Below are 17,020 nucleotides of genomic sequence, written 5' to 3'. Positions count from 1 at the left end.
TCCCATAAAAAAAGGTTGTTGATCTTTCGACCAACAACCTTGAAATAATACACTGAATAAAACGTAGCTATTTCGTGCGCTGCTGCAGCTGGTATGTATACAAAGAGGGTACAGTAATCATTTCTTCGTTGGTCTCCTCTATGTACGGATTGGGCTGGTAGTCAAGCACTATCTCACGGTTGGCATGTATACCAATCAAACGTACCGAGGGTCCATCCTTCATACCATCGAGCAAGACAGGTTGCGGATCATCCATTCGGTTTTGAAACCGCACATCGATGTTCCAAAAGGTCGTGTAGGCTCCATGCGAAGGTTTCCAATACCCTGCTCCACCTCCAGCGAACAATGGGTATTTCTCTCCATCCAAATCGACATAGACTCGGATATCATCAAACAAGTTTTGGTGATTGGCTCCTGAGTGCTGATCCAGTATCGGATCTCGATACACGGTACATTGAGTGTAGACACTCTTGGTAGCATGCGTATTGAAACTCAACGGATGAATCACCCGATTGTGTACGCTGAGATCACGCACGAGGACGTTGTGCACCGAACCCATCGCCACGCTATAGTGCGCTTTCTTGTCACCGATCGTTGTGATCTCCTCGATGGTCACATTGGAAATTTGTTCGGTGAGGATACCGCTGTCCGCATTTTTGATCTTGACATCCCTCACCCACCCATTGAACAGGTTGGTGAGGTAGATGGCATTGTAGCCATCCTCGACGTGGTGTGCGATGTTGGGCGCCATCGGAAACTCAATGTTGAAATGCTCTATACCCACTTCCTCCAAATGCTGCCACTCTACCATCTGTGGCTGCCATGCCTCTTGGATGTCGTGGAGCAGAGGGTCTTTGATCGATACTTTGTTCCCTTCGATGGTCGTGATTTGCACCTGCTGCATCACAAGCGCATGACTGGGGTACTTCCAGTGATGCGACCCGATCTTGACATCTGCTGAATCGTACATCGATTGGATCAGCGAACCATCCTTTCCTTCTTTGTTGTACCACTCGAGCTGCACCACATCACCTACGTGTAACTTACTCGCTGATGCGACAGTAATCTCATGCTCTCCTCTCTTGCCCTGCAGCAATTTGGCAAGTACTTTGGGCTTCTTGTCGTACTTGTCGAGATAGGATTTGACCCGTGCGCCAGGCACAGCGACCCAGATCATCCCGCCAGACCAGGCATATTGCGAAAACGGCAAATCCAAATTGTTTTGTGGCTCACGCTGGCGCTTGTCCAGTGCCACCAAGTACTCTCTCAATTCCGTCAAGGGCTCTGGGTCCTCAAAGTAACTCATCGGACGTGGGTAGTACAGCGTCGTACCTGCTACTCCACTGCCTGCTCCACGTAGGACGATATCACTACGAGTGAGGTAGAGGATGTCGCTCAGAATGAACCGACCACTCGGAAACTGCAGCTGTACCTTACCCTCCACGTCATTGGCTTTCGCCAAAGCAGAAAAAATAGCCTGGGTATCATCGAGTCCATCGTCTGGTACTGCCCCAAAATCCAATACATGAATCACTGTAGATTCTGTCTGTGTTGGGATCTTCTCCTCACCAAAACGATACCCTGCATAAGAGTAATCTGGAAGATAATTATGAGCTTGTACCTTGGGGTCGGATAGGATTGCGGGTAGGTTTTGAGCCATCGCTGCACACGAAAGCGCCAACAACCCTACCCCCATGAGTAAATATGCCAATATTCTTTTCATCCGCTGTTGCTATTGTTTGATCAATTTAACAATTTGAAAATCAGCGCTATGGGTCCAGATTCTCAAAAGGTAAATGCCCTGTGGGAGTTGCGAGGTTTCTACGGATGCTAAGTACTGCCCCTCAGGGTAACTACTCAACCGTCGCTCCTGTCCCATCAGGTTGACCAAGGATATACGAGATATGGGAGCAACTGACTCAATCGACAAATGGTCCCCAAATGGATTGGGATAAACCATCACCTGCAACTCAGGCTCCACCTCCAGCACCTCTTCTATAACGATGCTCAGCATACTGGTAGACTCACTCCCTAGGTCGTCGATCGCTGTGACTCTGATCGTGTATGCTCCAGGATCCATACCAAACAAATCTGGGTCCAAATCACTCCGCTCTCCCCAACTGTAGGGCACGGACGTTTCTTTGCGCTGCAAGTCTTCGTTGAGATACAACAGTACCTCAACGATACTTCCATCTGCATCTGTCGCCACAGCATCCACCTGTACATCACTCCCGACCGCAAAGTGCTGATTCGCGGTGGGACTAGTGATGCTCAACTGAGGAAAATCATTGACCAACAACGTGTGTTCGATCGTAGTGGACAATTGATCATTGTCTATCGCTTCGAGTGTCAGTACATAAGTCCCACTCACGAGTGCGTCGAGCTCAGAGAGTCCTTCCCACCGATAGGGTGGCTCGATCAGCGTACTGACCTCCTGCCCATCGAGCGTCAGCGTCACCGAAGCAATCGTGCCGTCCTCGTCACTCGCGATTGCTTCGACAATCAGCGGTGTCCCGCTTTGATGAACCACCTCATCCAAAGGCTGCTCAAACGCCACCGTAGGCGCCTGTCCTACATAGATGAGAATCGAGTCCACAGCCACATTCCCGTCATTGTCCGTCGCTTTGATTTTCAAGGGATAGGTACCTCCTGGCAAATCAAACAACACGGGATCAAGTACTTCTTCTTCTCCCCAATTGTAAGGTGCCGCATTGATCTCCCGCTGGATCACCCCGTCAAAGTAGAAAATCACTTCGTCGACCGTCCCATCTGGATCAGCAACTGCTACTTTGACTTGCAGATCATCTCCGATTTCCAACTGCCCCCCATAGGCTGGACTGAGCCAAGCAATCGTTGGTTTGGAAGCTTCGTCTGCTTGTCGAAGCGCCAATTGTGCTTCGAACAATGACGCAGGAGACACGCGTTGTCCCTCCATCTGGTGGATCCCCATATCTATTTGGTTGACTACATCATTGGCCTGAAAACCGATAAAATGTGGGTGCGCATAGGTATTACCGTTTCGGTTTGTGGCATTCCAATAGTCATAAGTCTTCGGCCCAGAGGCTTTGTGGACATAGTTCCAAAAAGTAAAATCCTGTCCATGGTGCGGGTAACTTTCATATGGTCCTCCATTTTTGTCCATCACTCCTCCATCTACATCATCCATGAGTGTCGCATAAGGTTGTCCACTATGGCTATCGATAGACTGATCGGTGAGCATCTTGTGTCTGAGGTAGACCGTATTGACGCCTGAGTAGCCAGTCCCTGGGCCGTGGTGCTGTCCGACTTGGTCATCACAGTCTTTGACCAACAAACCGTACCCACGCCTCGTCAAAAATGACGCGTGCCCTTTCTTGCCTGAGAGGACCACATTCTCTACAGTCACACCAATCGATTCACGGACATCCATGACTTGGTTCCAATGCCTGAACTCACAATTCCTCAACCAAGCGTTGCGCACATGGCTAAACTGTACAGCATTCCAAGCATAGTCGTGAATGTCGTCCTTGTGATGGTAGAAATCCTCGGGATAGTTTTCCCAATCGCTAGTAAACAAAATGTCTTCGACTCCCACCTCCTCAATCAACGAATAATGTGCCACGGTGTACTTCGAACTCAACAACGGCAATCCCGTCTGGACTGGGTTTTTAAAAGTAATTTTGGAGCCATTGATCTCACTGATCTCATGCAGCTCGTAGAGGCTCATTCCTCCTCCATATCCAAACAAGCGTGTCCAACTCTCGTCCAACTCGAGTTCGCCAAAATGTGCCTCCGCAAAAGCTGTACTCTTGTGTGAGATCAGTACCACTTCCCCTACTACGAACCCACTCGCATCCTCCACTATGACGGAGTGAGCTCCCTCAGGTACGGGTTCGGTGATGAAGGTATTGCCACTGACAGCACTGGTATTTGTCTCAAAGAGAAACTGCCAGTGGCCGTTCTGGACACGACTCTGGTCCATGAATATCTCCGTCCCCCCCTCTGCAGAGCCCGATCCTTTGAGTACGATGCTGTCCCGGCTCACCAGGATTTTTTTGTTGGTATCATGGTCTTCACTCACGATGAATTTCCCCACAGGGAAAAACACCACCGCGGGTCCATCACTCGCTTGTGCTGCATCGATGGCCTGCTGTATCGCTGCATCGTCGTACAACTCGTCATCTGCTACTGCACCATAGTCTGTGACATCAAAATACGTCCAATCGGACACGTCTGGGATTTCCTTTTCGGAAAAATGATACCCCGCATACGAATAATCCGTCAATTCAGGAATGACTCCCTGGGCCCTGTCCTCTTGATAATCTATCCAAATCTGGGGGGTCTGTGCTGTTGCGACTACACACCAGCCCATGACCACCACCATGCTGCTCCAATATTTCATACTCATGCTGTTTAATTCTTTCTCCATTATCCGTACAGACGGATAGGTATCACTTCTTGATTTCCAAGTAGGTCCCCTTGAAGTTTTGGTTGTACACTCCCATCACCAATTTCTCGCTTTTGGGATGAGGCACCACCTCGATCGCTGCTCGTCCATTGGCCATATTGATCACCTCACTACCTGTAGGTGTCCCCTGATCCTTGATCAGTTCGCCTCCTGCGAGGCACTGAAAATAGGCCCTGTCCTCATAATCCAAACACCGCAGTCCCTTGGCGTCTACCGCCTTGGCTGTCACGAGGTAGTTGCCATTGTCTAGCAACTCGGCCGATAGCACGATCTGATCTGGCGCACCTGCCTGTTCAAAGCTGTAATTGACTATCAGCGAATCGACCGATACGACTTTCTTGCCTTGGTACCCAATCGCCTCGAAGGTGTTTTCGCCTGCTTGAAACTGCACATCCCAGTTGAGTCCGCAAGCAGGATACTGACTCATGTCTCTGGTTTTCTTGCCGAGGCTCTGCCCATTCACAATCAATTCTACGGTCTCGTTGTTGCTGAATACAGAGATGTTTTTGGCCTTGCCCTCTGGACCAGATCGCTCTGTCCACGTGTGTGACTCGATATAGACGAAGGGCTCATCTGACCAGTAGCTCTTAAACACATAATAAGCATCTTTGGGTTTGCCCGAGCGATCTGCCAGCCCTTTTTCGTTGAGATACGGGATGTCATTCTCAGGACGTAGTGGCGTGCCAAAATCCTTGAACGCCCACTGAGCAGAACCTGCAAATTGCTCGTGAGACTCAGAAATCGACAGATACCAGTCAAACAAGTCCACGATGTAGTTTTCGCTCCAATCTCCATCGTTGGCGATGTTGTGGTATTCTACCTGATTGATGGGCTCTTCCCAATCTCCAGCACTGATCTCTCCATCGCCGGTGATGGGGTTTTCGCTGTGGCGACCGACCATACTCGACCCTCCATACTCCATGTGCAGGAAGTGATCGTACTTCGCCAGTGATTTTTCGAGCGCATTCTTATATCCCTTGTAGGTCCCTGAGTACCATCCCGACCAGATCGACGGACTGAATACATCGACGATATCTGCTCCCGCGTAGTACTTGCGAATAGACGTCTTTCGACTTGGATCTAGTGCATGGGACAGGTCGTTGAGCTCAGTGAGGAAGGCATTGAGCTCCTGCTCGTCATCGCCGTTTTCAAAATCCGGCAACCAATAGATTTCATTGCCAAGTGACCAGAGGATGATGCTCGGGTGATTGTAATTTTGGTCAATCATCTCGGTGAGCAGGTTTTTGGTATTGGTCTTCCATGTCTCGTCTCCGACTCCTCCTCTGCACCATGGCAATTCGTCCCAGACAAGAATACCTAATTCGTCACAGGCCTTGTATATCTCCGGGTCCTGGGGATAGTGCGCTAGTCGGACAAAATTGGCTCCCATGCCTTTGATCATCTCCATATCCTGACGGTGCATCTCATTGGGGAGGGCAGCACCGATCCCTGCAGACTCCTCGTGACGGTGCGTACCACGCAGCAGCAGACGTTTGCCGTTGAGATAGAACGGACCATTCTGTGCAAACTCAAACCATCGGTAGCCATAAGTGTCTTCTACTTGATCGACAACTTTGCCGTTTTGCAAGAGTTGTATCTTTACATTGTACAGCTGCGGATTAGCCACGTCCCACAATCTTGGCTTGGTGATTTGAAAATTGGTCACTGTCTGTCTTTGTGTGGCTGATTTTTGATCGTAGACGACTCGCCCCCTTGGGTCGATCACTTGGATACGGGTCTGGTAGCCCTCCGTGAGGTTTCCTTCTAGGTCTACAGTGATGCCGGTAGTGGCCCTTTTGGCACTGACCTCTGGTGTCGCGATACTCACATCTGTGATTCGCAAGGCATTCGTCTTGACCAACCACACGTCTCTCGTGATCCCTCCGTAGATGAAAAAATCTGACTTTTGTGAAGGAATGACCTGTGGATCATAGCCATTGTCTACACGCACCATGACCGTATTGGCGCCCTGGACAAGGTATTCAGTCATCTCCGCTTCGAACCCGATGTAGCCTCCGATGTGCTTGGTGACGAAGTGCCCGTTGACATAGACATCCGTCGTGATATTGGCACCCTCGAAGTACAGAAAACACCTCTCGCCTTCGCTCAAATCACCTAGATCAAAAGTCTTGCGATACCAGCTCGCATCCCTACGGTAGCCAGGTGTTTGATCCATCACATCGGTGGCGTTCCAGGTGTGGGGCAGATCTAGTGTCACCCATCCGGTCTCTTGATTCGCCTCTGCAGTACTTGGAGCTGCCTGCTCCAAATACTCCCACGAAGCATTAAAATTGCTCTTCTCTCTCTCCAACGCCAAGCTGCTCTGTGCAAACAGTATGCCCAGCAAAATCCATATTGATCTCTTCATATCCATTACTTTATCCACCTAGAGCAGGTTTCCCCACCCGATTCGTTCTTTACTTTTGACCCGAAGGAGTCGATCGGTATAGCGCCTCCAAAAAATAATAATCTGCATAAGCAATCGGTTCGTCTATTTCATCATCCTTAGGATAGTTGCCCGTGCTGTGTCCTAGCAAAAACGGCACAGTCATCTCAGTCGGCAAGATATAAGCCTCTGAGTCCAGTGACTCCATGATCTGTTGGGCGAATGTCGCATATCGCTCATCCGTCGTGTACTCATCCAGTTCGAACAAGCCCGAAGCAATCACCGCGGCAGCCGAGGCATCTCGTGGAGCATTGGGGATGTTGGGATCTTTCATATCCCAATAGAATATTTTGTCCTCTGGCAAGTTGTCCTGCGTCATGATGAAATTGGCGATCTTCTCGGCTTGCGCCAAAAATATAGGGTCCTGTGTGTAGCGATAGACCATCGTAAAACCATATAGTCCCCAGCCCTGACCTCTCGACCATACAGACTCATCATGAATCCCTTGGTGGGTGATCTTCTGTACAGGCTGTCCCGTCTCCACATCATAGTCTACGACATGGTAACTACTGTAATCGGGACGAAAATGATTGCGCATCGTTTGTGTTGCATGAGAGACGGCCGCTTGATGGTAGCTGCTATCACCTGTCAAACGTGTCGCTTGAAAGAATAGCTCTAAGTTGAGCATGTTGTCAATGATGACGGGAAATTGCCATTTGTCCTGACCAAAATCCCAAGACTTGGTACAGCCTATCACTGGATTGTAGCGGGTCATCAAGGTGTTGGCGCTTTGGATGAGCACCTCTTCGTAGTGTCGCTCTGGAGTAATCTCGTTGACTTTGCCAACACTCGAGTAGACTTTGAACCCCATATCGTGAGTACGCCCGTTCCATTGTTCTTTTTCCATATATGGCACCCATGCTTTGGCTCGAGCCAAATACTTGTCCTCACCGGTCAATAGGTAGAGGTATGTGAGCGAACCCGGGAAAAAACCGCTGGTCCAATCTGAGGAAGGGACTCCTCGTACTTCTTTGTTCTTTTCCAAACTTCGAGGAAATGCCGTAGAGTCTACCGCGTAATTGAGTAAGTAATCAAACCGAGCACTGAGGCTCGGTTTGATTGGTAAAGAATTTGTGTTTCCGTCTTCATTACTCCCACTCTTGTCCGCTGCCTCTTCGCAACCCAAGCAAAGTGACAAAGCCAGTACAGCTAAAATTCTTAAATTCATCATCAGTAATTATCGTTTTGATACAAGTTTTCGTTTCTATCTACGTCTGCCTGATACTTGGGAAACAAGTAATCCTTGGCAGGGTTGAAGTTTTGAGGTTCTCTTCCACTCGCCGCGAAAACGATGTCTCCCAGCTTCCTTCTTTTGACGTCATACCAGCGGACACCTTCGAAGGCCAACTCCAAACGTCTCTCGTCCAATGCCACATCTCGAAAAGCATCTTGTGACAAGCCCGCGCTCACATTGGCAGGCACGGGACTATCATTGGCAGCATCACCATCCAGCTCTCTACGTGCTCTACGGCGTACCTCGTTGATGTAGCCTTCTGCCTCTGCATTCGGTCCAGCATTCATTTCGTTGAGTGCTTCGGCAGCTATCAGTAATACCTCTGCATAGCGCATCACCGGAAAATCCACATCAGAGTCTCTGCTATTGTTGGCCGCTAGCGTACCCGCTTCGCCTGTAGCTCTAAAATACTTCGCAATATGTGGACGTGCAACATTATTGGCAATACTACCCCAATCTGTATAGGGTGTCTCAACCCCCAAATAGATGATCGAAGTATCGAAACTCACCGCACGGCGATAGTCCTGAGCATCCCACGAATCATACACGTCCAATAACGGTACGGCAACACTCCAGCCTTCGCCTGTCTCGTAGCGCTCGTCTCCTCTAGGTCCAGTCACTGACGCGATATAATCCGTCGCTGCATTGCCCCCCCCAAGTGAACTCGGGTTACCGGCAGCATCGTTTCCTTGGAAATCGATTTCGAAAATCACCTCGTTGGATGCTCCCGCTAAAGAAGAGTTGTAGAGATCCGCATAGTCTGCCTCAAGGTTGTACATGAACTTGCCGCTGTTGTCAATCACATATTTGGCTTCAGCATACGCGGCATCCCAATCCTCTATCGTCAAGTACACAGAAGCTAAAAAACTCGCAGCGGTACCCTTGCTTGGTCTGGCCCTTCTGAGCGCCACATCCGGGAGCCACATCTTGGCATACTCTAGATCCTCTATAATCCCCGCATACACTTCATCCACAGGAGTCTGAGGTAGTGTATATGCCAATTCTGCATCTGCAAAGGCAAAATCAATGTAAGGAATCTCGCCAAACAATCGAACAAAGTTGTAGTGAATGTATGCGCGCAAAAAACGTCCCTCAGCAATCACAGGATTGATTTGATCTTCGTCTGCTTGGACACTCTCTCCGCCCTCGATCGCGTAATTGACAGCTGCCAATATCTGGTAACCCATCGGCCAAAAACTAGCCACCATCCCGTTGTTGGCACTCATGGACATCTGATCCACCTCGATGCGACGAGAAGAAGTCGTCGCGTCACCTATAGAAATCATGTCGCCTCTCAACATCAACGAAAGTGAGAGTTTTCTGCCCATGAAATTTTCGTGGGCGAGCAAGGAGTAGCCTCCATTGATGCCGTTGGCGACATCTGACGGAGTCTTGTAGGTTGCCTCTGGAGACAGCAGCCCCACGGGCTCCTCCTCCAAGGTGCCGCATGAATAGGCACCCATCATGAGTAGCGACAGACATGCGATCAATGTATATTTCAAATTTTTCATTTTCTTCAATTTTAAAGTCCTAAGTTGATTCCAAAAGTGTAGGCACGAACGTTTGGATAACTCGCATAATCCAAACCTATGTTTCGGTTGCCGTCAGCCCCGCTACCTCCGTTCTGGTACCCTACTTCTGGATCCAGTCCTGGGTAATCCGTCACCGTCAACAAGTTCTGCCCACTCACATACAGTCTCAATGAGCGAATGAAAGTTTTGTCTAACACTGTCTTAGGAAAAGTATAGCCCAGCGTCACGTTTTTCAATCTCATGTAACTCGCGTCATAGATATACTTGGACGATACACGGTACGCACGTGACGAAGAAGCCTTCGCGATATTGGTATTGGGATTACTTGGTGTCCATCGGTCCACTGCAGATGCCGCAGCGTTGCTCTTGCCAGACATCGTCTCTAGCTCCATATTGGTGAAACTCAACATGTCATTGCCATGCACACCTTGTATGAAAATATTGAGATCGAAGTTTTTGTAGCCAAAACTATTGTTGAATGACCACACGAAATCTGGGTGCGGATTGCCTATGATTTTTCGATCATCGGCACTGAGCACACCATCAGGTGTACCGTCTGGTCCAGAGATATCTGCATATTGCTCACCTCCAGCCTCTTGTTCGAACCCTGATCCAGGAGTGAAAGCATCTCCCGTCTGGTAGATTCCTTCATATTCATATCCGTAAAACACCCCCACAGGCTGTCCTTCCAGCAACAACTGTGACGAACCATCCAGCAAAAAATGACCAGGCTCCTGCCCATAAAACTCTACCGAATCTGGCAATTCCATCACCTTGTTTCGGTTGGCCGAAATGATAAAGTCCGAATTCCAAGTAAATTCTCCGACGAGATTTTTGGTACTCAACATGAACTCAAAGCCTTTGTTGCTGACCTTGCCGATATTTTGCAACTGAGTAGGTGGGCCTACATACGAAGGCAACTGCCTCTGAAACAACAAGTCATGCGTGACTTTTTGATAATAATCCATCACGATATTGACTCGGCCTTCGAAGAGTCCAATATCCAATCCTATGTCTGCCTGTGTCGTAGTCTCCCATGTCAAGTTAGAATTGGCCAATGACCCCACTACAAGTGCATTGTCTCCTGGCACGATCGAGTAGGTCGGCTCTAGACTCGCCAAAGACTGGTAAGGGCTAATGGCTTGATTTCCTGTCAAACCATAGCTACCTCTGAGTTTGAACTGAGTCAAGAAAGCAAGGTCATCCATGAAGCTCTCTCCCTTGATGTCCCAAGCCACCGCCCCTGAAGGAAAGAAGGCCCACTTGTTGTTTGCTGCAAAGTTGGATGCTCCGTCGTATCGTCCCGTGAAAGTCAACACGTATTTGTTTTGCAACGAATAGTTGGCTCTTGAATAGAATGACTTAATCGTAGACTCTGTCAAACTAGAAGTCGGTACATTGGCATTGGCTCCTTGATCGAGTGCCCAAAACCTCCCTGCATCAGTGATGTACCCTTGGCTAGAAGCATACCATGATTCAGACGTATTTTTCTGGTATGAATACCCCGTCACCCACGTCAAGTGATGCACGCCAAATTCCTTGTCAATGGTGAAGTAGTTCTCCGAAATGACAGACGACTGCTTTCGAGATTCGATCCCTCCTAGTCCACCAGCACCCTCTCCACGAATCAACGCGGTAGGCCAATATTCACCATCTCTCCAGTTGGTCGTCCCAAGCCCGAGAGTTGTCTTGAAACTCAACCATTCGGTAATTTTCAAATCCGCGAAGACATTGCTCTGAAAGCGATCTGTCACACGCTCTCTATCATATTCGGTAGCCATCGCTACGGGGTTGTCGAGTTGGTCACCGACCGTCGATCGCGTATACATTCCGTTGACATCATAGACACCTAGGTCTGGATTGAATCTCAAAGCCGAACTTGTCACACCTGCTTGTCCAGTGCCTCCAGATCCCTCTTGGGTACGTACACCGATGCTCGTACCTCGTCGACCATACATGCTCATGCCGACTTTGAGGTAATCGGTCGCATCGACACTCACGTTTCCGTTGAGAGAGTAGCGCTTGTACTCCGAACCTACGACTACTCCTTCTTGATCAAAGTAGGTGCCAGACAGGTAATACCTGACATTGTCTGCTCCACCACTCACCGAGATTTGGTTGTTAGAAATGAGCCCTGTTTGGTAGATTTTGTCTTGCCAATTGGTGTCAGAACCTAGATTCGTATAGGGCCCAAACTCATTCATGTAGTCTACGAACTCGTCAGCATTGAGCAAATCCAACTGCTTGGTCGGCGTCTGAGAACTATACGAAGAATTGATGTCGATTTTTATTCTTCCTTTGGATCCTTTTTTGGTGGTCACCATGATGACTCCATTGGCACCTCTTGATCCATAGATCGCAGTAGCCGAAGCATCTTTGAGCACTTCGATCGACGCAATATCTTCTGGTGGAGGCATCTCTCCACCGACAAACCCATCCACTACCGTGATCGGATCACTGCTGGCGTTGATGGAAGTCCCTCCTCTGATTTTGACATTGAAACTGGCCCCTGGCTGGCCGCCATTGTTAGAACTGATCTGTACACCTGCCGCTCTACCTTGCAAGGTCTGAGTAGCGGACAGAGCAGGATATGCAGCGATGTCTGCGGACTTGACTGACGATACCGACCCAGACAAATCACTCTTTTTGACTGTACCATAGCCTACTACCACGACTTCTTCGAGTGCGGTGAAATCTTCCTCCATCGCTACGTCAAATTTCGTTTGATTTTTGACTGCCAACTTGACCGTCTTGAACCCCACAAATGAAATGACCAGCACGTCTTCTGGTGCTGCGGTCAATGAAAATGCACCGTCAAAGTCTGTGACGGTTCCGTTGCTCGTCCCTTCGATCAATACGGCGGCTCCTGGTACGGGAGACCCATCGCTCATCGAGGTGACTACCCCTTGTACTGTGTTGCTCTGTGCTTGTGCTGCGGTGGTGACCGCTACCATCACGAAGACGGCTAGACCAAGCTTCAAGCGCTGTAGTAAATCTTCTTTCATAAGATTGTTTTTTTGTTAAATGAAATAAATAATGACAAGGGACATCATCACGATGAAGGCGCCCAATATCCATTCTTGCCAATGCTTTTTTAGATTCATGCTTTCTAAAAATTTACAAGGACAATTCTATACTTATTGCAGTCACCAAAAATTCAGAAACGGTACACTATCGTACAATTCCATCGGTTGAATCGTCATTCAGCCTATTTTTACTGCCTTCTTATGATTTCAATTTGAACTTATCAGCATATTGAGTGGGGGTGCATCCGTGGTATTTTTGGAAGCATTTGCTGAAGTACTTGGGATTTTTGAAGCCTACTTTGAAACTAATCTGACTTACGGTGATTTTGGCTTGCTCCAGTAAGCTCGCTGCACGTTTCATGCGCATCGAGTGGATAAATTCGTTGGGGGTGAGATTAGTCCAAGCCTTCACTTTGGTAAACAACATCGTCCGACTCACACCGAGCTCAGTACAAAACAGAGCCACATCGAAAAACTGGTTTTCTATGTTCTGATCCACGATCTCAATGGCTCGTTTGAGCATTTCTTCGTCTAGCGACGAGATGGTCAATTCGCTCGGAGCAATCTCGGCATTGGACTGAAAACGTCCCTTGAGGTTGTCCACAAAACGCAGCATATTTCTTACTTTGAGGTGGAGTTCTTTGGTATTGAAGGGTTTATTGATGTACTCATCTGCACCAGACTCCAAACCCTCGTACTTGAAGATCAGGGAAGTTCTTGCCGTCAGCAAGATAAACGGGGTATGGCTAATTTTGAGATTGGATTTCGCTTGTGCACAAAATTCGATTCCGTCCATCTCTGGCATCATCACGTCACTGATGATCAGGTCCGGCACCTCTCGCACGGCCACTTCCAATCCCTTTCGGCCATTTTCTGCCTCTAGGATGTTGTAATCTGCCGCCAAAATATCTCGGATGAATCGACGTACCTCCGCATTATCCTCTACCACCAGTATAGTCTTAGCGGATGGGTCTTTGGGCTGTACGATCGCATCTTGAATCACGTCCGACCAATCAGTCGTGACCTCTGGCTGATAGTGATCCAATGACTCACTGTCCTTAAAATCCTCCATGATCTCATTGGGCTGCAAATGCTCCTTCCCCAACAAGAGCCTTACACAAAAGGTACTACCCTTCCCGAGCTGACTCTCCACCTCAATCTCCCCATGATGTAGATCAACTATGCTCTTGGTCAGCGCCAAACCAATCCCAGTCCCTCGCTGGGATTGGCTCTGCGACGTATGAGCTGGCAACTGAAAAAACCGATCGAATATTTTGTCTTGCGTATCCTGCGGAATCCCCTGACCACTGTCGAGGACACGTATCTCCACGGCCCTCTCCAATCGCTCCACAGTCACGGTCACCTGTCCTCCTTCTTCGGTATATTTGAAGGCGTTGGACAAGAGATTGTAAATGACTCGCTCCAATTTGTCACGGTCAAAATACACGCGAATATCCTCTTCTGAGGATCGAAAAGTATAATCATACTTGCCGTTGCGGGCATAGGTATTGAAAGACAAACAGACTTCTCGTACGAACTTGACCAAATTACCCTCAGCCGTCTCCAGTGGTGCTTGTTTGTTTTCCATCTTGCGAAAGTCCATCAACTGATTGATGAGTTTGAGCAACTGCCCTGCATTGTGCTGCATGACTTTCATCTGTTTGTAAATCGTACTACTCCCCTGATAGTCTCGCAGAATCTGCTCCAAAGGCCCCAAAATCAAGGTCAACGGTGTTCTAAATTCGTGCGAAATATTGGTAAAAAACTGCAGCTTACTATCCGTCAGTTCCTGCTCCTTTTTGTGCAGTTCCAATTCTAGATTCAAGTCATACTTGAGCTGAGCACGAGATCTTGTGATCCGAAAAAACAAGAACAATGCTCCTACAATCACCAATGCATAGAGCACAAAAGCCCACGTAGAGCGCCATGGCGCTGGGTTTACTCGGATATGCAGTTCTGTCCATTCCTCCGACCACAACCCATCACTATTGGCCCCTCGTATCTGAAACACATAGTCTCCTGGATTCTGAATCGTATAACTGGCCGAATTAACCATCGTATGCTTCCACTCTGACTCCAACCCATCCATTCGATACTGAAACTTGTTTTTCTTCGAATTGACATAACTCGGCAGAGCATACTCTATGGAAAAATTGGACTGGTCATAATCCAGCTCAATCTCCTGGGTCATCGCCAGGGTCTCCCCCAATATCTGCGTCGTATCTCCTGGGTGCACGACAGCATTGTTGACGGTGAGGCGATTGAGCACAACGGCCGTGGCAAATTGATTTTGCTTGAGTTCTGCTGGGTCAAACCATGTGATCCCTTTGGGCGAACCAAAAAACATCATGCCATCCTGTGTCACCAAGGAAGACTTGTTGTTGAACTCATTTGAATTGAGCCCATCCGATTCGGTAAACAGTTTCACTTGTCCACTCTTCGGATCGAGGCGTGCAATTCCATTGTTGGAACTAACCCAAAGGTAGCCTTCCTCATCCTCTTCGATCGAGTGTATGATCTGACTCGGGTTGGACAATTCACCAAACAAGTCCACCCATTCAAAATGTCCTTCTACCAGACGGTACAGTCCTTTTTCTTTGGTAGCCGTCCAAATCGTGCCGTCCTTGGATTGATAGATAAAGAGGACGTCTTGTCCATTTTGCAGTTCGGTATCATAAAAGTAGTACGCAAACGAAGCATATGGATCCGCTGCCTCAGCAGTGGAAAAGTTGAGTCCATTTTGGGTAGCTACCCAGAGGTTCTGATCTCTATCTACAAGCAATGACCGCACCTGGTTGTCAGACAACCCGTGCGGCTGACTGTCATCCTGTTGTACCCATCTGACATTGTTGGTTTCAGGATCATAGACATTGAGACCTCCACCGAAAGTTCCTATGGCCCATCTACCATGACGATCTTGTGCCATGTCGTAGACGCTGTTGTGACTGAGACCAGTCTCTGTCGAAAGCATGAGCAGCTTGCGTCTCATATGCAAATCCCAAAGTGTCACTCCCGCATCGAAAGTGCAGATCCAAATCGATTCCCCCTGACGATCCCAACGGAGGTACTTGACATTGTCGCTAGCTAGATCTCCTTGTACTGTATTGATATACGAAAAATCTCCTGTAGATCGGTCGTAGAGGTTGACCCCTCCTCCCTCGGTCCCGATGATGAATCTCTGCCCCTCTTGCAAGATGGCACTCACGACATTGTTGCTCAATCCACCGCCATCCGGATTCTGACTCAGCGCATTGAAATTGAAGTTGACCTCATGCCACATGTTGAGCCCTCCAAAATACGTGCCTACCCAAATGGCACCGTTGCTGCTACAGTACACTTTTTTGACTTTGTTTTCGGAGAGGCCGTCTACATCCAATGGGTCGGCCAAACTCGATTGCATCTGACCATCAGGCATCAGGCGATTGAGTCCATGGTAGGTTCCGATCCAGAGAGACTCATCGGCACCTACCGCCAGAGAACGGACGTTATCATGTACGAGTGCGGGGGTCGTTTGCGTACTGAGATACCCCAACAGCTCCCCCGACGAATCTATCTGGTAGAGTCCAAAGTCCCGTGTCCCCACCCACAAATCACCTTTCTCATCTTCGATGATTTCTTGGACAAAGATCGGATCCTTCGATCCCTGTCGCAGTGCAACCGCACTAAAAACAGGGGATTCGTCCAGTGGATTTCTCGTGACACAAAGTCCTTGGTCAGTTGCTACCCACACATCGCCACGACTATCGCGGTAGATATCCAAGATATAGTCACCTGGTATAGTCTGACTCACTCCTGATATATGACGAATGGTTTTGATCTCTTGGGTACTGGTATGTAGGAGATTGAGCCCCTCCTGTGTACCTACCCATACCCAATCGTCGGTCACTAGCTCGAGGGTTCGAATGGTATTGTTGGAGAGCACATGGTCTTCCTCGCTGGACAAGTAGCGGTCAAAACGCTCCTCTCTCTGTAGGTAGCGGTTGAGGCCGTTGTATGTACCGATCCAGAGGTCCCCTTTGGAATCTACTTTGATATCCAAGATGTCATTGTTGGAGATACTCGTGGAGTCTGATGGATCGTAGCGATAGACCTGAAAGCTCCGACCATCGTATCGGTTGAGCCCATCTCGCGTACCCAACCATAGCAGACCAAAATGGTCCTGAGCGATGGCAATCACTCCGCTTTGGGACAGTCCTTCCGCCGAATGAAAATGTTTGAAAGCGAGCTTACCTTCTCCAGCCATACACCCCCAGGTGTACAGCATGAGTACCCACACGGCTATGCATTCCTTCATTCCTCTCACGCTTACTTAGCTCTCATTAGTCTCCTAGAATA

The 17,020-nt window shown here is 48.7% G+C and carries 7 protein-coding genes; all 7 read right to left on the bottom strand.

Annotated elements, in window-relative coordinates; genetic code table 11:
• Positions 1 to 67 precede the first annotated feature (67 nt).
• Positions 68 to 1,723, bottom strand: coding sequence for a glycosyl hydrolase family 28-related protein (locus tag BFP72_RS01890; protein WP_158233239.1), 1,656 nt, complete (start codon positions 1,721 to 1,723; stop codon positions 68 to 70).
• 9 nt (positions 1,724 to 1,732) lie between these two features.
• Positions 1,733 to 4,381, bottom strand: coding sequence for a DUF4955 domain-containing protein (locus BFP72_RS01885; protein WP_158233238.1), 2,649 nt, complete (start codon positions 4,379 to 4,381; stop codon positions 1,733 to 1,735).
• A 49-nt stretch (positions 4,382 to 4,430) separates the two neighbouring features.
• Positions 4,431 to 6,815 carry a glycoside hydrolase family 2 TIM barrel-domain containing protein gene (locus BFP72_RS01880; RefSeq protein WP_221406457.1) on the bottom strand — a complete coding sequence of 795 codons (2,385 nt, stop codon included), beginning with the start codon at positions 6,813 to 6,815 and terminating at the stop codon, positions 4,431 to 4,433.
• A gap of 49 nt (positions 6,816 to 6,864) precedes the next feature.
• Positions 6,865 to 8,064 (bottom strand): glycoside hydrolase family 88 protein, encoded by a 1,200-nt coding sequence (locus BFP72_RS01875; RefSeq protein ID WP_099597491.1) that lies wholly within the window; start codon positions 8,062 to 8,064, stop codon positions 6,865 to 6,867.
• Complete coding sequence (locus BFP72_RS01870; RefSeq protein WP_099597490.1) at positions 8,064 to 9,638, bottom strand: RagB/SusD family nutrient uptake outer membrane protein; 1,575 nt, start codon at positions 9,636 to 9,638, stop codon at positions 8,064 to 8,066. Before BFP72_RS01870 ends, BFP72_RS01875 begins: the two co-directional genes overlap by 1 nt.
• An 11-nt stretch (positions 9,639 to 9,649) precedes the next feature.
• Positions 9,650 to 12,664: a TonB-dependent receptor gene (locus BFP72_RS01865; protein WP_099597489.1), complete on the bottom strand. Its 3,015-nt coding sequence runs from the start codon at positions 12,662 to 12,664 to the stop codon at positions 9,650 to 9,652.
• Between the two features lie 220 nt (positions 12,665 to 12,884).
• The gene (locus tag BFP72_RS01860) at positions 12,885 to 16,979 is read right to left on the bottom strand and encodes a hybrid sensor histidine kinase/response regulator transcription factor (protein ID WP_099597488.1); all 4,095 of its coding nucleotides are present in this window, start codon (positions 16,977 to 16,979) and stop codon (positions 12,885 to 12,887) included.
• Between the last annotated feature and the right edge of the window lie 41 nt (positions 16,980 to 17,020).

Source organism: Reichenbachiella sp. 5M10 (genome assembly GCF_002742335.1).
Taxonomy (GTDB): Bacteria; Bacteroidota; Bacteroidia; order Cytophagales; family Cyclobacteriaceae; genus Reichenbachiella.
This window is presented reverse-complemented; position numbering and strand designations above follow the sequence as displayed.